Source organism: Stenotrophomonas lactitubi (assembly GCF_002803515.1).
Taxonomy (GTDB): Bacteria; Pseudomonadota; Gammaproteobacteria; order Xanthomonadales; family Xanthomonadaceae; genus Stenotrophomonas; species Stenotrophomonas lactitubi.
On the sequence record NZ_PHQX01000001.1, the window covers coordinates 3,326,896 to 3,343,744 of the forward strand.

General features: G+C 65.9%; 11 protein-coding genes and 1 riboswitch. Of the genes, 7 read left to right on the top strand and 4 right to left on the bottom strand.

Annotation, left to right across the window (positions count from 1 at the left end; all coding sequences use genetic code 11):
* Positions 1-62: 62 nt before the first annotated feature.
* The 3 genes from CR156_RS15605 to thiC all read right to left on the bottom strand — a co-directional run bounded on the left by CR156_RS15605 (position 63) and on the right by thiC (position 5,264).
* On the bottom strand, positions 63-2,387 hold the full coding sequence (locus tag CR156_RS15605) for a winged helix-turn-helix domain-containing protein (protein ID WP_100553485.1): 2,325 nt from the start codon (positions 2,385-2,387) through the stop codon (positions 63-65).
* 259 nt (positions 2,388-2,646) lie between these two features.
* Positions 2,647-3,318, bottom strand: a complete 672-nt coding sequence (locus CR156_RS15610; RefSeq protein WP_100553486.1) for an ion channel — start codon at positions 3,316-3,318, stop codon at positions 2,647-2,649.
* 101 nt (positions 3,319-3,419) lie between these two features.
* Positions 3,420-5,264: a phosphomethylpyrimidine synthase ThiC gene (gene thiC / locus CR156_RS15615; protein ID WP_100553487.1), complete on the bottom strand. Its 1,845-nt coding sequence runs from the start codon at positions 5,262-5,264 to the stop codon at positions 3,420-3,422.
* A 92-nt stretch (positions 5,265-5,356) separates the two neighbouring features.
* Positions 5,357-5,458: riboswitch (TPP riboswitch) on the bottom strand.
* A gap of 247 nt (positions 5,459-5,705) precedes the next feature.
* Between thiC and CR156_RS15620 the strand changes: the two genes are divergently transcribed.
* Positions 5,706-7,283, top strand: a complete 1,578-nt coding sequence (locus tag CR156_RS15620; RefSeq protein WP_089236724.1) for a BCCT family transporter — start codon at positions 5,706-5,708, stop codon at positions 7,281-7,283.
* A 552-nt stretch (positions 7,284-7,835) separates the two neighbouring features.
* Here CR156_RS15620 and ggt read toward each other — a convergent pair.
* Positions 7,836-9,497 (bottom strand): gamma-glutamyltransferase, encoded by a 1,662-nt coding sequence (ggt, locus tag CR156_RS15625; RefSeq protein WP_100554201.1) that lies wholly within the window; start codon positions 9,495-9,497, stop codon positions 7,836-7,838.
* A 788-nt stretch (positions 9,498-10,285) separates the two neighbouring features.
* Between ggt and ilvC the strand changes: the two genes are divergently transcribed.
* The 6 genes from ilvC to CR156_RS15655 all read left to right on the top strand — a co-directional run bounded on the left by ilvC (position 10,286) and on the right by CR156_RS15655 (position 16,830).
* Entirely contained in the window at positions 10,286-11,260 is a 975-nt protein-coding gene (gene ilvC / locus CR156_RS15630; RefSeq protein ID WP_100553488.1) for a ketol-acid reductoisomerase, read from the top strand.
* A gap of 37 nt (positions 11,261-11,297) precedes the next feature.
* Positions 11,298-13,034 carry an acetolactate synthase 2 catalytic subunit gene (ilvG, locus tag CR156_RS15635; protein ID WP_100553489.1) on the top strand — a complete coding sequence of 579 codons (1,737 nt, stop codon included), beginning with the start codon at positions 11,298-11,300 and terminating at the stop codon, positions 13,032-13,034.
* The gene (locus CR156_RS15640) at positions 13,018-13,269 is read left to right on the top strand and encodes an ACT domain-containing protein (RefSeq protein WP_089236730.1); all 252 of its coding nucleotides are present in this window, start codon (positions 13,018-13,020) and stop codon (positions 13,267-13,269) included. Before ilvG ends, CR156_RS15640 begins: the two co-directional genes overlap by 17 nt.
* Positions 13,270-13,365: 96 nt before the next feature.
* Positions 13,366-14,457 carry a threonine dehydratase gene (locus CR156_RS15645; protein ID WP_100553490.1) on the top strand — a complete coding sequence of 364 codons (1,092 nt, stop codon included), beginning with the start codon at positions 13,366-13,368 and terminating at the stop codon, positions 14,455-14,457.
* Complete coding sequence (locus CR156_RS15650; protein WP_100553491.1) at positions 14,454-16,040, top strand: 2-isopropylmalate synthase; 1,587 nt, start codon at positions 14,454-14,456, stop codon at positions 16,038-16,040. The genes CR156_RS15645 and CR156_RS15650 overlap by 4 nt, the downstream gene beginning before the upstream one ends.
* Positions 16,041-16,050: 10 nt before the next feature.
* Positions 16,051-16,830, top strand: coding sequence for a class I SAM-dependent methyltransferase (locus CR156_RS15655; RefSeq protein WP_100553492.1), 780 nt, complete (start codon positions 16,051-16,053; stop codon positions 16,828-16,830).
* The last annotated feature ends 19 nt before the right edge of the window (positions 16,831-16,849 follow it).

The following is a 16,849-nucleotide window of genomic DNA, read 5'->3' on the forward strand; positions in this document are numbered from 1 at the left end:
CAGCGCGTCAGGAAAGACTGCCGAGATCGCCACGAATTCGCGGCGAGATCGTCACGAAGAAGTTACGAAGGCCCTTTCTCGTTCAAGATCAACAATTTGGAGAATGCAGGGAACAGCGCGGGCGGTTGTTCGGGCAGTCGCATCACGCCGATGTCGGCACCATCGCTGATGGCCAGGGCCAGGTACAGGCTGTTTCCGTCGGCACTGGCGCTGAGTCCATTGCCCGCGCTCAGGCGCTGCGCGTCCAGGCAGCGCTCCGCCTCTTCGCGTCCGGACTGGATACGGACCAGGGTCGTGCCGCAGCTGGCACTGCTGCCGAGGTAGTCGATGCTGCCGTTGCCGGCCACGGTCCAGGTCCGGTAGCGCCAACGGCTGGGCCGGTCCTCGCTGATCTGCTGCACGCTGGCCGGCGTCAATGCCGCGTCCACCGACCACAACCCACCGGCTGCCAGCCGGGTGAACAGCACCCGCCCGGTACTGCGGTCGAAACGCGCCTGTGATACGCCCTCCAGGCTGGCCAGCCGCCGCCAAGGCTGCGCGCTGCGGTCGAACAGGCTCAACCGGGTGTGCTGGTCGGCATCACGTTCAACCACCAGCAGCTGATCCGCGTCGGCGCCGTACAACGCCTGCAACGGTTGCTCGGCGGGAACCGGAAGGCGATGCAGCTGTTCGTCGCGCGGGGCGATCTCGTAGACAACGGCTTCGCCGTGCTCATCGCGGCCCACCACCAGCAGATGCCGGCTGTCGGCCGACCAGTCGGGCGCCTGCCGTGCTTCCGGTTTCAACCCTTCAATCGGCCGCAGCGACTCCGGCCGCTGCATGTCGGCCCACCACAGCGCGAAGCTGCCGGAACGATCGGAACTGAACACCAGTTGCCGTCCATCCGGCGCCACCATCGGTTGCCCATCGCGGCCACTGGAGGCAAACAGACGCTCGCCTGCACCACCCTGCGCGGGCATCCTGAACACGCCGAACTGCGCGCGCCGATGCACGAACGCCAGCATGTCGCCGCGGCGGGAGACCGCCGGCCACTGCGCATCGTCGAGCCCGGCGTCACGCAGCGTACGGCGCTCGACGTCGAGGTAGTACAAGCGAGCCTCGCTGTCCACGCGGCGACCGAACACGATATGTCGACCGTCGCCCAGCCATGCCCAACCGCGCAGTTCGGCCGATTCGGTCGTCAACTGCTCGGGCGTGCCGCCGCTGGCAGGCATCCGCCACAGGTCGCCCAGCTGAGGGTTGCGGACAAACACCAGCCATTTGCCATCCGGGGAATAGCGCGGGGCGTAATCGAAATCATCTTCGTCGACAGCGTAATCCAGCGCACGCCATTGGCCGGTGGCCAGATCGAGCACGCGGATGCCGCGATGGGCATAACGACCCACCATGCTGCCGAAGACCAGGCCGCGGCCATCGGGTGTCCAGTCGAAACTGAGCAGCTCGGTGCCGTCGCAGCGCGTGGCCTGGCGCACGGCGCCGCCAGTGGCGCTGGCGATCAATACCTGGCAGCTGTCATCGGCACCAAAGCGGGCGAAGGCGATTTCGCGGCCATCCGGCGACCAGTTCGGGAAACGGTCGCTGGCACCTGCCGGCGGCGAAAGCAGCTGGCGTGCGGGCGCGTTGCCGGAGGTCTGCACCTTGATGGCGTTGCCGCCCTTGCCATCGTCGTTGGCGCCTTCGTAGGCGACCTGCGATCCGTCAGGCGAAAGTGTGGGATAGGTCTCAAAACCGGCTGTGGCGGTAATCAATCGATACGGCCGCTCAGGGCTTCCAATCACCCGCGTGCCGTTCTCCACTGCCGCGTCCACCGGAGAGTTCACCGGCGCCGGGCGGCGCAGCAGCAGTACGCTCAACACCACCAGTGCCAGCAGCATCACCACGCCCAACGCCAGCAGCAGGCGACGGCGGAGGCGCCGCCAGCGACGGCTGCCGAGTTCAACCACGGGCGCGCCGACGGGGGCGACGGCATTCGGCGCAGGTGGCGGCGCTACAGACGATTCCTCGGCAGCAGCGATCGCATCGGTCTCGTGGTCCGCCAGCGGCTGCACCGGCACCAGCAAGCGGTAGCCGGTCTTGGCGATGGTCTCGATGTACGCCTGGCCGTTGTCGTCGTCGACGCTGAACGCCTTGCGCAGCTGGGTAACCGCCTGGGTCAGCACATCGTTGGTCGGCAGCGTGTCCGGCCACACTTCGGCGAACAGCTCGTCACGGGTCACCACTCGTCCCGGCTGCCGCATCAACATGCGCAGCACGCCCAGCGACTTGGGCGTCAAACGTCGCGTACGGCGCGCACCCGCAACTTCAACCTCACGCGAGGACAAAGTAACGATGCATTCGCCGACGCGGACGCGGTCGGATTCAGGCGACTGGATTTCGCTGTTGATCATTCGTTGCTATGGGGTTGAAACAGGCCGCGAACACTGTTCACCATCGATCCCTTCCCATCCTTGGCACAGCAAGAAGCCAGATTCCGCACAAAGCATCGGCGCATACCGCAAAAAAAACGAAGCCTCCGGATATTAGCCTATGCGGGTTACCTCGCCTATCGCGTGGTCGACATCAGGCTCTCTCTCGCCGACGCATTCACATAATAAGCATCATCATTCGCGCCCTTTCGGGCGCGATATTTTTATCTGGCGTTCATTTTCAGAAGCGTTTCAGCATGGTCAGGCCGACCAGCCGCGAAACCACCAGCGCGACATACATGACGCCGGAAAACTGCTCCAGCATGACCAGCGCGCGGGCCTGCGGATGCAGTGGTACGACATCACTCAGCCCGACTCCGGACAATAAGCTGAAGCTCAGATAAAGCAGTTCCATCCACGTGCGCTGCGCTCCACCCGTGGCGCCCTGGAAACTGCCTGGATACCACTGCTGACATACGGCAAAGCTAAAAGCGAATGCCCATGCCAACAACGTGAACGTGGCGCCGGCGGCAAACAGCTCGTCGCGGGTCACCTTATGGTCCTGCAGCATGTAAGCGATCAGCGCTCCAGCGGTATAGAAATACAGCAGGCTTTCCAGCAGTTGTGCAGTGATGCCCAGTGCCGGCCGGTCGAGCAGCGCCGCGGATAGTGAAAACACCACCGCAGGAATGGCCAGCACCAGCGCCAGCCAGGTTCCCAGCGGGCTGCGCTGCACCACCCACAGGGCCAGGCCGAGCACGGCCATGCCGAACACGCCTACGGCCGCGCGCCCGGCAGCGGTTTCGTCCAGCGCCGGGTACAGCAGTACCGACAGCAACTGCGCCCCGAGCAGCCAGGCAGAGGGATGACGGCGGGCGATGGCCAGCCAGCGGGTGGTCACGGCAATGGGCATGGTTCCTTGTCCCCGGGGAACGATGGGCCGAGGATAGCGGCATGCCCGTGAGATGGGTGATGGGATGACGCCGGGCATGACCCGGCGCTGCCCATCTGCGATCAGCCCTGCTGGTACACCTCGGCGCCGGCTGCGCGGAACTGCTCGGACTTCTCCTGCATGCCCTTCTCGGCGTACTCGCGCACGTCCTGGGTGATCTTCATCGAGCAGAAATGCGGGCCGCACATCGAACAGAAATGCGCCAGCTTGTGCGCGTCCTTGGGCAGCGTCTCGTCGTGGAATTCCTTGGCCTTCTCCGGGTCCAGGCCGAGGTGGAACTGGTCGTCCCAGCGGAACTCGAAGCGTGCCTTGCTCAGCGCGTTGTCACGCACCTGCGCACCCGGATGCCCCTTGGCCAGATCCGCGGCATGGGCGGCAATGCGATACGCCATGATGCCGTCGCGCACGTCCTGCCGGTTGGGCAGGCCCAGGTGCTCCTTCGGCGTGACATAGCAGAGCATGGCAGTACCGAACCAGCCGATCATCGCCGCGCCGATCGCACTGGTGATGTGGTCATAGCCCGGCGCGATGTCGGTGGTCAGCGGGCCGAGCGTGTAGAACGGTGCCTCGCCGCACTCGCGCAGCTGCTTGTCCATGTTCTCCTTGATCAGCTGCATCGGCACGTGGCCGGGGCCTTCGATCATGGTCTGCACGTCGTGCTTCCAGGCGATCTTCGTCAACTCGCCCAGCGTTTCCAGCTCGCCGAACTGCGCGGCATCGTTGGCATCGGCGATGCAACCCGGACGCAGGCCATCACCGAGCGAGAAGGTCACGTCGTACGCCTTCATGATTTCGCAGATGTCTTCGAAATGCGTGTAGAGGAAGTTTTCCTTGTGGTGGGCCAGGCACCACTTGGCCATGATCGACCCGCCGCGGCTGACGATACCGGTGACCCGCTTGGCGGTGAGTGGCACGTAGCGCAGCAGCACACCGGCATGGATGGTGAAGTAGTCCACGCCCTGCTCGGCCTGCTCGATCAGGGTGTCGCGGAAGATCTCCCAGGTCAGCGCTTCGGCGCGGCCGTCGACCTTCTCCAGCGCCTGGTAGATCGGCACCGTACCGATCGCCACCGGCGAATTGCGGATGATCCACTCGCGCGTTTCGTGGATGTGCTTGCCGGTGGACAGGTCCATCACCGTGTCACCGCCCCAGCGGATCGCCCACACCAGCTTTTCCACTTCCTCGGCAATACCCGAGGACACCGCGCTGTTGCCGATGTTGGCATTGATCTTGGTGAGGAAGTTGCGGCCGATGATCATCGGCTCGCTTTCCGGGTGATTGATGTTGTTGGGCAGCACCGCGCGGCCGCGGGCGATTTCCTCGCGCACGAATTCCGGGGTGATGATGTGCTGGATCGATGCGCCGAAGGATTCACCGGGATGCTGCTGCAGCAGTGCGGCATCACGGATCGCCTCCAGCCGCTGGTTCTCGCGGATGGCGACGAATTCCATTTCCGGGGTGATGATGCCGCGCCGCGCATAGTGCATCTGGGTGACGTTGGCACCGGCCTGCGCGCGACGCGGCAGGCTGCGCGCGGGGAAACGCACCGGGTCCAGCTTGGGATCGTGCTCACGCGCGCGGCCGAACGAAGAGCTGAGGCCATCAAGCTGTTCGGTGTCGTTGCGCTCCTCCACCCAGCCGCGACGCAGTGCCGGCAGACCGGCAGACAAATCGATGCGCACGTCCGGATCGGTGTACGGGCCGGAGGTGTCGTAGACGGTGACCGGTGCGTTCTCTTCGCCACCGAACACGGTGGGCGTGCGGGTCAGCGCGATCTCGCGCATCGGCACCTGCAGGTCCGGCCGCGAGCCGGGCACGTGGATCTTGCGCGAGCCGGGTATGGGCCGGGTCACGGACTCGGAGAGTTGCTGGGCCTGTTGCTGCAGGGCAGAGAGCTGTGCGTTCATCGGGCATCGTCCAGGAAGGTCAGGGACGAAGCGGCGGCGCACTGCCCCCGCGCCCGGACAGCACCAAGGCAGTCCTTGGGCGGGGTCGGGGCACGGCGCATTGCAAAGCTTCCCTACGCCGGTATGAGCCGGATCAGGTTCCAAGGGACTATCTCAACCGTGGCCACAAGGCCGCGGTACCCCCGCTTCTTGGTGCGCATTAGAACATAGAAACCCCTCGGCCTCCTGGCCGTACACCCACGCCTGGCGTGGATCTACTGCACCCGCGTTAACAGAACCGTGACGTCGCATTCAGTAACGTGCACGCGCACCGCACCGTTGCAAGCGGTGCTTTCCCTGCCGCCATCGCGGCTCCTGTCCGGTGTGCGCACGCTGTCGCCGGCCCACTCCCCGCAAGCTTTTGCTCGCTCCCCTCAATCCCTTGATCGGAGAAGCTCCTTCATGGTGTTTCGCATTTCCATCGCACTGGTGCTTGCCCTGGTGCTGCTGGCCGGCCTCGCGCCCGGCCCCTTCAATACCGTCGTGCAGGCGGCACTGGGCGATGTCATCCGCAGCGTCGGCTGGCTGTACCTGCTGGTCGTATTCCTGGCACTGGTATTCCTGATGTACCTGGCGTTCGGCCGCTTCGGCAACCTGCGCATCGGCGGCGAAGACGCCGAGCCAGAGTTCTCGCGCGCCAGCTGGATGTCGATGCTGTTCGCTGCCGGCATGGGCATCGGTCTGGTGTTCTGGGGAGCTGCCGAGCCGATCTCGCACTTCACCAAGCCACCGGAAGGCATTGAACCGCAGAGCATGGACGCCGCGCGTGCATCGATGCGCTATGCGTTCTTCCACTGGGGACTGCATCCGTGGGCGATCTACGCGCTGATCGGTCTGGCAATGGCCTGGTTCCAGTTCAACCGCAATGGACGCGGACTGGTCAGCGATATGCTGCAGCCGATCATCGGCCGCCACCACCGCGGTTGGATCGGCCGCGTCGTCAACATCGCGGCGGTGGTTGCCACGGCGATCGGCGTGGCGACGACGCTCGGCTTCGGCACCATCCAGATCGCTGCGGGTGTGGAGCGCGTGTTCGGCCTGGAGGCTACGGTGCCGGTGCAGATGACCATCATCGCCATTGCGTTCGTGCTGTACATGGCCTCCACCGCCAGCGGCGTGGAGCGCGGCGTAAAGTGGCTGTCCAACTTCAACCTGGCGTTGGCCGCACTGTTGGCCGCGACCGTGCTGGTGCTGGGGCCGACCGGATTCATCTTCGATACCTTCACCACCACGCTGGGCTCCTACCTCAACCAGTTGGTGACCATGAGCCTGCGCATGTCGCCGTTCTCCGGCAGCACATGGGTGGCCGACTGGACGATTTTCTATTGGGCCTGGTGGATTTCCTGGGCACCGTTCGTGGGCTCATTCATCGCGCGCATCTCGCGGGGCCGCAGCGTGCGCGAGTTCGTGATCGGTGTGGTGCTGGCGCCGACGCTGCTGGGCTTCTTCTGGTTCGCCGTGTTCGGCGGAACGGCCTTGTGGGCGCAGATCTTCGGCCATGCCGATCTGGTGCAGGCACTGGGCAATGGCTATGAGACGGTGCTGTTCACCCTGTTCGACAGCCTGCCGGCGTCGCTGATGCTGTCGGCGGTGGCGTTGGTGCTGCTGATGATCTTCTTCGTGACCTCGGCCGATTCGGCGGTGCTGGTGCTGGCCAGCATGTCCACCGACGAAGCCGGCGATCCGCCGCTGAAGCGCAAGCTGGCGTGGGGCATCGCGGTAGCGTTGATTGCGGCGGCATTGCTGCTGGCCGGTGGGCTGGACGCGCTGCAGGGAATGATCACGATCGCGGCGTTGCCTTTCGCTCTGCTGATGGTGCTGGTGATGGTGTCGCTGTACCGGGTGCTGGACCAGGAGTACACGCGGGAGCGCCGGCAAACGCAGCGCCAGCGACGCATGATCGACGCGTGGATCGCACGCGAGATGGCGGCGCAGGAAGAGACCCAGGCGGAGGCGGCGCGGGCGCAGGATTCGGATTGAGGGTGTTTTGCAGCCTGCGGCTGCACTGCTTTTTTCAAGCAAGAGCAAGTTCAGAAGCCAGAGCGGCTCTGGGTTTCTGCTGGTTGGGCGAGGCGGTGTGGGTGGGCAGAACACGCCGTAAACCCATCCCTGGGGGCTCGATGGCGCCATCCATGGCGCCAACGGTCCTGTCCACCCACACCGCCCCACCCCCGACAGATTTCCGGTGACGGTTGGTTCTCCACGCCATGCGTGGATGAGGTGTATCGGAAAACAAGAAGGGGTCGGATCCGTTTTCCTGCGGAAAACGGATCCGACCCCAACCATCAGCACGCGGCTGTTGCTGTTGCTGTTGCTTTTGATCTTCTTTTTTCTTCCTGCGGTGGCGGCCGCAGAAAACTGTCAGAGGCCGGGTGGGTGGGCTGGGCGGGGGTGTCAGCCGCATGGATGCGGCTGCCAAGCCTACAAGGACGTACTTGCGGCGTCCCCCGAACAGCCTACCCACCCGGCCCAACAAGCTATTCCGCTTCTGAACCCACCGCAGAGGGGGCTGAGCCCGGTTGCCGGAAAACCTCAATACCCCGCCGCCTGCCCATCCTTGCGACTCTCCGACGCGCCGTAATACACGCCCGTGTCCGGATCACGCAGGATCGCCTGGTAGCCGCCGTACGGACCATCGGCAAACACCACGCGGTGCCCCTTGCGCATCAGCGCACGCACTGTCTCGTACGGGAACCCGGTTTCCAGATTCACCTCACCGCCATCGGTCATCGCCGTCGCCTGCCCGGTCGGTTCGGTCGAGCCCTCGTGCTGGATACGCGGCGCATCGCCGGCTTCCTGCAGGTTCATGCCGAAGTCCACCAGGTTCATCACGATCTGCGCGTGCCCCTGTGGCTGCATCGCGCCGCCCATCACGCCGAAGCTTGCATACGGCTTACCGCCCTTGGTGATGAAGGCCGGAATGATGGTCTGGAAGGGGCGCTTGCCCGGTGCGTAGCCATTGGGATGGTTCTTCTGCAGCACGAACATCTCGCCGCGATCCTGCAGGATGAAGCCAAGCCCCGGCGGCGCCATGCCGCTGCCCATGCCGCGGTAGTTGGACTGGATCAGCGACACCATCATGCCCTCGGCGTCGGCCACGGTCATGTAGATCGTGTCGCCCTCTTCCAGCTGCTTCGGTGTACCCGGCTGCACTTCCTTCAGCGCCTTGTCCATCGAGATCAGCGCGCGGCGCTGCGCGGCGTAGTCCTTGGAAATCAGCTTCTGTACCGGTGCCGCCTGGAACGCCATGTCGGCGTAGAAGCGCGCGCGGTCGGCGAACGCCAGCTTCTTTGCCTCCACGAACAGGTGCACGTGTTCGGGCGAGCCGAACGGAATCTTCGAGAAGTCGTAGCCTTCCAGCACGTTGAGGATCTGCAGAGCGGCGATGCCCTGGCTGTTCGGCGGCAGCTCCCACACGTCATAGCCGCGGTAGTTGCTGCTGACCGGCTCAACCCACTCGCCATGATGGTCGGCCATGTCCTGGTAGCTCAGGTAGCCGCCATTCTTCTTGAAGTAATCGCCGATGGTGTGGGCGATGTCGCCCTTGTAGAAGGCATCACGCCCCCCGTCGGCAATCTTCTGCAGGGTGTCCGCCAGATTCGGGTTCTTCCACATCTCGCCCTTGCGCGGGGCGTGGCCGTCGATGGTGAACTGCTCCTTGAAACCCGGATACTGCGACAGCTTCGGTACCGAGCGATCCCAGTAATAGGCGATCACTTCGGCCACCGGATGCCCTTCGCGCGCATAGCGGATGGCGGGGGCCAGGTTGTCAGCCATCGGCTTGCGGCCGAACCGCTCGTGCAACGCGAACCAGCCATCTACCGCGCCCGGAACGGATACCGGCAGCGGGCCGGTGGCCGGGATCTCCTTCAGGCCACGACGCTGGAACTCGGCCAGGGTGAGCGACTTCGGCGAGCGGCCGGAGCCGTTGTAGCCGTAAAGCTTCTGCGTCTTCGGGTCCCACACGATGGCGAACAGGTCGCCGCCGACGCCGTTGCCGGTGGGTTCCATCAGGCCCAGCGCTGCGTTGGCAGCAATGGCGGCATCGACGGCCGAGCCACCCGCCTTCATCACGTCCAGCGCGATCTGGGTGGCCAGCGGCTGCGAGGTGGCGGCCATCGCATGCGGGGCGATCACCTCCGAACGGGTGGCGAAGGTGTGGCCGGTAATGCGGTCGGCGGCCTGGGACAGCATGGGCACGGCAGCCAGCACGGCAGCCGCCAGCAGGGAACGGGCAAGACGTCGGGACACGGTCGAGTTCCGATGGAAGGGTGGTGACCCGATCTTCGCTGCTGCGGCGGCCAGGGGCCATCGGGCATAGGTCATGGACGACAGTCCTTCGGTGGGTGCGGACCTTGGTCCGCACTGCTTTCGGCTTCGATGACTCCGGCGCGGACCAAGGTCGGCACCTACCAAGGCGAAATCACCCCGAATCCGCGCAAAAAACCCGTTGAAAAGAGTGAATTCCGGTTCACCGAAACACTTTCAGCGGCAACCATCCTTGTGCCACAAGCGATTGCACTGCATGCAGCGGAAACTGACAGGAATATCGCTGCGAGGGTTGACAGCGCCGAAACGGCTGTGGTTTTCTCGATCACATGTTGCATCACAACACGCCACCCCGAACCCACATTGAAGCCGCCGACACCGGCGCCGCCTCGCTGCGTTCGATTCTTGTGCTCGTACTTATTACCCAACCAACAGGTGCGGGACGAGCCAGCGTGTAAGCAACAAACACACCGGAACTCTTCAAAACCCGCACCCGCCAAGGTGCGGGTTTTTTCATTTCAGGACCTGGTTTCAGACGCAACCACCATGACCAACGCCCATCGCACAACCCGGACCCGCTGCACCACGAACCCTCGTGGTGGCAGTACCTGTGCGACGCGCGGCGCTGCCCTCCCCGCTTTTCCCTGACCGGCCGGTACGTCGATTCGACTGCCGGCCGTCTTTTTTCTTCCCACCCGCAAGGAACCTCCCCCATGAGCACCAACGAACTGCCCCAGACCAAGATCGCCGTCATCGGCTACGGCAGCCAGGGTCGCGCGCACGCGCTGAACCTGCGTGAATCCGGCTTCGATGTGGTGGTAGGCCTGCGCCCGGGCGGCCCCACCGAGGTCAAGGCGCAGGCCGATGGCTTCACCGTGAAGGCACCGGCCGAGGCGGTGAAGGATGCCGATCTGGTCGCGGTGCTGACCCCGGACATGGTGCAGAAGAAGCTGTACGAGGACGTGCTGGCACCGAACATGAAGCAGGGCGCGGTGCTGCTGTTCGCGCATGGCTTGAACGTGCACTTCGACATGATCAAGCCGCGCGACGACCTGGACGTTGTGCTGGTCGCACCGAAGGGCCCGGGTGCGCTGGTCCGTCGCGAATATGAAATCGGCCGCGGTGTGCCGTGCATCTGGGCGGTCTACCAGGACAAGAGCGGCAAGGCCGCCGAGTACGCACTTGCCTATGCCGGCGGCCTGGGTGGCGCACGTGCCAACCTGATCCAGACCACCTTCAAGGAAGAAACCGAAACCGATCTGTTCGGTGAGCAGGCGGTGCTGTGCGGCGGCGCTTCGGCGCTGGTGCAGGCGGGCTTCGAGACGCTGGTGGAAGCCGGTTACCAGCCGGAAATCGCCTACTACGAAGTGCTGCACGAACTGAAGCTGATCGTCGACCTGTTCTACGAAGGCGGCATCTCGCGCATGTTGGAGTTCATCTCCGAGACCGCGCAGTACGGCGACTACGTCAGCGGCCCGCGGGTGATCGACGCCGGTACCAAGGAGCGCATGAAGGAAGTGCTGAAGGACATCCAGGACGGCACCTTCACCAAGAACTGGGTGGCCGAGTACGAAGCGGGCCTGCCGAACTACAACAGGTTCAAGCAGGCCGACCTGGAGCATCCGATCGAGAAGGTAGGCAAGGAACTGCGCGCCAAGATGGTCTGGTTGCAAGGTCAAGCCGCGTAACAACGCGGCACCCCCACCCGCTCTGCAAGGTTCCCCCATGAACTCTCCCACACACCGCAGCGCGCCGCCCAACGGCGCGCGCTGGCTGACCCAGGCGCTGGAGGCCGAGGGTGTCCGTACGCTGTTCGGGTACCCGGGCGGCACCATCATGCCGTTCTACGACGCGCTGGTGGATTCGTCGCTGAAGCACATCCTGGTGCGCCATGAGCAGGGCGCAGCACTGGCCGCCAACGGCTTTGCGCGTGCCAGTGGCCAGGTCGGCGTCTGCGTGGCGACCTCCGGGCCGGGCGCGTCGAACCTGGTCACCGGCATCGCCGATGCGATGCTCGATTCGGTGCCGATGGTCTGCATCACCGGCCAGGTCGCCACGCCACTGCTGGGCACCGATGCGTTCCAGGAACTGGATGTGTTCGGTTTGACGATGCCGATCGTCAAGCACAGCTGGCTGGTGCGCAGCGTCGATGATCTGCCGCGCGTGGTGGCCGATGCCTTCCGCATCGCCCGCGAGGGCCGTCCCGGCCCGGCGCTGATCGACCTGCCCAAGGATGTGCAGCTGGCCGATGCCAGCCACCTGCCGGCGCATGTGCCGGCCAGCGTGGAACCGCCGCCGGCCGCCGCCGACGCCGCCATCGCCGAAGCCATCGCCGCACTGGCCGCGGCCGAAAAGCCGGTGGTCTACGCCGGTGGTGGCATCGCCCTGGGCGATGCCGTGCAGGACCTGCGCGCGTTCGTCGAAGCCAGCGCCATTCCCACGGTGATGACCCTGCGTGGGCTGGGCGCGCTGCCTCCCCAGCATCCGCAGTCGCTGGGCATGCTGGGCATGCATGGCACCCGCGCCGCGAACATGGCCGTGCAGGAAAGCGATCTGCTGCTGGTGCTGGGTGCGCGGTTCGATGATCGGGCAACCGGCAAGCTGGCCGAGTTCGCGCCGTTCGCCCGCGTGGTGCACATCGATGCCGATGCGTACGAAATCTCCAAGCTGCGCAGCGCCGATGTCGCCGTGCCCGGCAACGTCGGCCACGCCATCCGCGCCCTGCGTGCGGCCTTCCCCTCCCCCAAGGCCCACCAGGACGCATGGCGCAAGCGCTGCGCACAGCATCGCGATCGCTTCGCCGCACGCTACGACGCACCGGGCCAGCACATCTACGCCCCGGCGCTGCTGAAGCGCCTGAGCGAGCTGGCACCAGCCGATACGGTGATCGCCTGCGACGTCGGCCAGCACCAGATGTGGGTGGCGCAGCACTGCCGCTTCAATCATCCGCGCAACCACCTGACCAGCGGCGCGCTGGGCACGATGGGCTTTGGCCTGCCGGCGGCGATGGGCGCGCAGTTCGCCTGCCCTGAGCGCACCGTGGTGCTGGTGTCCGGCGATGGCAGCTTCATGATGAACGTGCAGGAGCTGGCGACCATCGCCCGCTGCCGCCTGCCGGTGAAGATCATCCTGCTGGACAACAGTTCGCTGGGCATGGTGCGGCAGTGGCAGGAACTGTTCTTCGCCGAGCGTTACAGCGAGATCGACCTGTCCGACAACCCGGACTTCGTGGCCCTGGCCAAGGTGTTCGGCATCGCGGCCACGCGTATCGATGCGCGCGATGACGTCGAAGGTGGCCTGGCCGCATTGCTGGCCGAACCCGGCCCGGCCCTGCTGCACGTGGCCATCGATGCCCGCGCGAACGTGTGGCCGCTGGTGCCGCCCAATACCGCAAACAGCACCATGCTGGAAAGCAACCCTGCACATGCACGCCAGGAGATCCCCAATGCAATACCGGCTTGACCTGGTGCTGCAACCGGCCGAGGGCGCGCTGCTGCGCGTGATCGGCATGGCCGAACGCCGCGGTTTCGCACCGCGCGCGATCACCGGTGCGCCGGTGGCCGCCGATGATGGTCGTTGGCACCTGCAACTGGTGGTGGACAGCCAGCGCCCGCCGGAAACGCTGTGCCGGCAGATGGAAAAGATCTACGACTGCGTTTCGGTGCAGATGACCGCACTGGAAGGAGTATCCGCATGAACGCCCGTACCGTATTCACCACGGTGCCGGTACGGAGGCGTCTTCTTCGCCGCCCGTGCCCGCACGCGGTGGTCGGCAACACCCTGCTGGTGGCCCATGCCGGCCGCTGATGCCAGCAAGGAAAGCGATGTCGGCGACGTAACCGTTGCCGACGTACTGGCCGCGCAGGCCCGCCTGCGCCGCTTCCTGCCGCCCACGCCGCTGCATCATGCCGAGCGCTTCGGCACATGGCTGAAGCTGGAGAACCTGCAGCGCACCGGCTCGTACAAGGTGCGCGGCGCGCTGAATGCCCTACTGGCCGCCCGCGAACGTGGCGATACCCGGCCGGTGATCTGCGCCTCGGCCGGCAATCACGCGCAGGGCGTGGCCTGGGCCGCCTATCGCCTGGATGTGCCGGCCATTGCCGTGATGCCGCATGGCGCACCGGCCACCAAGATCGCTGGCGTCGCCCATTGGGGCGCGACGGTACGCCAGCATGGCAACAGCTATGACGAGGCCTACGCGTTCGCTGTCGAGCTGGCGCAGCGCCACGGCTATCGCTTCCTGTCCGCGTTCGATGATGCCGATGTCATCGCCGGCCAGGGCACCGTCGGCATCGAGCTGGCCGCGCATGCGCCGGACGTGGTGATCGTACCGATCGGCGGTGGCGGCCTGGCCTCCGGCGTCGCCCTGGCGCTGAAGTCGCAGGGCGTGCGCATCGTCGGTGCGCAGGTCGAGGGGGTCGATTCGATGGCCCGCGCGATTCGTGGTGACGTGCGCGAGATCAATCCTGTGCCGTCGCTGGCCGATGGCGTGCGGGTGAAGATCCCCGGGTTCCTGACCCGCCGCCTGTGCACCTCGCTGCTGGACGATGTGGTGATCGTGCGCGAAGCCGAACTGCGCGAGACCCTGGTGCGGTTGGCACTGGAAGAACACATCATCGCCGAGGGCGCCGGCGCGCTGGCACTGGCCGCCGGGCGTCGCGTTGCCGGCCGCCGCAAGTGCGCGGTCGTCTCCGGCGGCAACATCGATGCCGGCGTGCTCGCCGGCCTGCTCACCGATATCCGTCCGCGTCCGCCACGCAAACCGCGCCGACGCCGGACAGAAACTCCGCGTTCGCCCGGCAAGGCGACCGCCACCGCTTTCCCAACGCCTTCCCCTTCCCCCCTGCAAGCCGTCGCACCCGCTGTCGAGGAGATTTCCCTGTGACCACCATCGAACGAATTACCACCCCGCGCATCCGCATCTTCGACACCACCCTGCGTGACGGCGAGCAGTCCCCCGGCTGCAGCATGAGCCCGCCGCAGAAGCTGGTGATGGCGCGTGCGCTGGACGAACTGGGCGTGGACATCATCGAGACCGGCTTCCCGGCCAGCTCGCAGTCCGACCGCGAAGCGATGGCCCTGATCGGCCGCGAACTGCGCCGCCCGAGCCTGAGCCTGGCGGTGCTGTCGCGCTGCCTGCAGGCGGACATCGAGACCTCGGCGCGTGCACTGGAAGCGGCGGTCAACCCGCGCCTGCATGTGTTCCTGTCGACCAGCCCGCTGCACCGTGAGCACAAGCTGCGGATGACGCGTGAGCAGGTACTGGAATCGGTACGCAGGCACGTAGCGCTGGCCCGCTCCTACATCGATGACGTGGAGTTCTCCGCCGAGGACGCCACCCGTACCGAGCTGGATTACCTGATTGAAGTCTCGCGCGTAGCGATCGCTGCCGGTGCCACCACCATCAATCTGCCCGACACCGTCGGCTTCACCACGCCGGAAGAGATCCGCACGATGTTCCAGCAGGTCATCGCCGGCGTCGCCGACGTGCCGAACGCAGCCAACGTGATCTTCAGCGCGCACTGCCACAACGACCTGGGCCTGGCCGTGGCCAACTCACTGGCCGCCATCGAAGGTGGCGCGCGCCAGGTCGAATGCACCGTCAACGGCATCGGTGAACGCGCCGGCAACTGCTCGCTGGAAGAAATCGCGATGGTGCTGAAGGTGCGCCAGGCGTTCTACGAGCAGGACACCGCCATCGACACCCCGCGCATCGTCGGCACCTCGCAGCTGCTGCAGCGCCTGGTCGGCATGCCGGTACAGCGCAACAAGGCCATCGTGGGTGCCAATGCCTTCGCCCATGAATCGGGCATCCACCAGCACGGCATGCTGCGCCATCGCGGCACCTACGAAATCATGCGTCCGGAAGACGTGGGCTGGGAGGACTCGCAGATGGTGCTGGGCCGCCACAGTGGCCGCGCCGCCGTCGAAGCGCGCCTGCGCGCACTGGGCTTCTGGCTGGAAGAAGACGAGCTGAAGCTGGTGTTCGAGCAGTTCAAGGGCCTGTGCGAGCAGCAGCGTGTGGTCACCGACGCCGACCTGCAGACACTGATGCAGGGCGGCTCCAACGCACAGGGCTACCGCCTGGCCTCGATGACCATCAGCGATGTCGGCAGCCGCGCCAATGCGCTGGTCGAACTGTCCGACCCGGACGGCAACCGCGTGGCCGAGACCGCGCAGGGTGATGGCCCGGTCGATGCCCTGTTCGGCGCTTTGTCGGCCGCCACCGGCGTGCAGCTGATGCTGGACAGCTATCACGTGCACAGCGTCGGCATCGGTGCCGATGCGCGTGGCGAAGCCAACCTAAGCGTGCGCCACGAAGGCGTCGAGTACGACGGCACCGGCACCAGCAAGGACATCATCGAAGCCTCCGCGCTGGCCTGGCTGGACGTCGCCAACCGCCTGCTGCGCCAGCGCCAGGCCAACGCCGGCGTCAGCACTGAAGCACCTGCCACCGCCACCGCCTGAGGAATCCAAGATGAGCGCCTTCGACACCGCAACCGCCACCAGCAGCGCTGGCCAGCAGTGGAATGCCCAGGACTATGCGATCGATGCCGGCTTCGTACCGACCCTCGGTGGCGCCGTAGCGCGTCTGCTCGACGCGCGGGCCGGCGAGCGCATCCTCGACCTGGGCTGTGGCGATGGCGTGCTCACCACCGAACTGGCCCTCAGCGGCGCACACCTGCAGGGCGTCGATGCTTCGCCGGAAATGGTGATCGCCGCACGTGCACGGGGTGTCGATGCGCAGGTGATGGACGGCCACGCCCTGACTTTCGACGGCGCGTTCGATGCGGTGTTCAGCAACGCAGCGCTGCATTGGATGCCCAACCCGGACCGCGTGCTGGAAGGCGTGCGCCGCGCCCTGCGCCCCGGCGGCCGCTTCGTCGCCGAGTTCGGTGGTCATGGCAACGTGGCCACGATCGTTGCCGCCGTGCAGGCCGCGCGCGTGGCCCATGGCCACGGTGCCAGCACATTCCAGTGGTACTTCCCCACCGCCGATGGCTACGCCGAACGCCTGCGCCAGCATGGCTTCCAGGTGCAGCTGACCGAATGCCTGCCGCGCCCAACCGCGCTGCCGACCGGCGTTGCCGGCTGGCTGCGGGTATTCGCCGCACCGCTGCTGGACGACCTGCCGGCCGAGGCGCGCGCCACCGTGCGCGATGCCGCCACCGCCCTGCTGGCCGATCTGCCGCGCAACGCCACCGGACAGCCGCTGGCTGACTACGTGCGCCTGCGCGTGCTCGCACGTCGGCGCTGACCTGACCCTGCTACTTTCT

Bases quoted from the DNA above. Each gene is read 5' to 3' on its own strand.
- ilvC (WP_100553488.1), top strand. From the start codon at position 10,286: ATGAGCACCAACGAACTGCCCCAGACCAAGATCGCCGTCATCGGCTAC.
- CR156_RS15610 (WP_100553486.1), bottom strand. From the start codon at position 3,318: ATGCCCATTGCCGTGACCACCCGCTGGCTGGCCATCGCCCGCCGTCAT.
- CR156_RS15655 (WP_100553492.1), top strand. From the start codon at position 16,051: ATGAGCGCCTTCGACACCGCAACCGCCACCAGCAGCGCTGGCCAGCAG.
- ggt (WP_100554201.1), bottom strand. From the start codon at position 9,497: ATGCTGTCCCAGGCCGCCGACCGCATTACCGGCCACACCTTCGCCACC.
- thiC (WP_100553487.1), bottom strand. From the start codon at position 5,264: ATGAACGCACAGCTCTCTGCCCTGCAGCAACAGGCCCAGCAACTCTCC.
- CR156_RS15605 (WP_100553485.1), bottom strand. From the start codon at position 2,387: ATGATCAACAGCGAAATCCAGTCGCCTGAATCCGACCGCGTCCGCGTC.
- CR156_RS15620 (WP_089236724.1), top strand. From the start codon at position 5,706: ATGGTGTTTCGCATTTCCATCGCACTGGTGCTTGCCCTGGTGCTGCTG.
- CR156_RS15645 (WP_100553490.1), top strand. From the start codon at position 13,366: ATGCCGGCCGCTGATGCCAGCAAGGAAAGCGATGTCGGCGACGTAACC.
- CR156_RS15640 (WP_089236730.1), top strand. From the start codon at position 13,018: ATGCAATACCGGCTTGACCTGGTGCTGCAACCGGCCGAGGGCGCGCTG.
- ilvG (WP_100553489.1), top strand. From the start codon at position 11,298: ATGAACTCTCCCACACACCGCAGCGCGCCGCCCAACGGCGCGCGCTGG.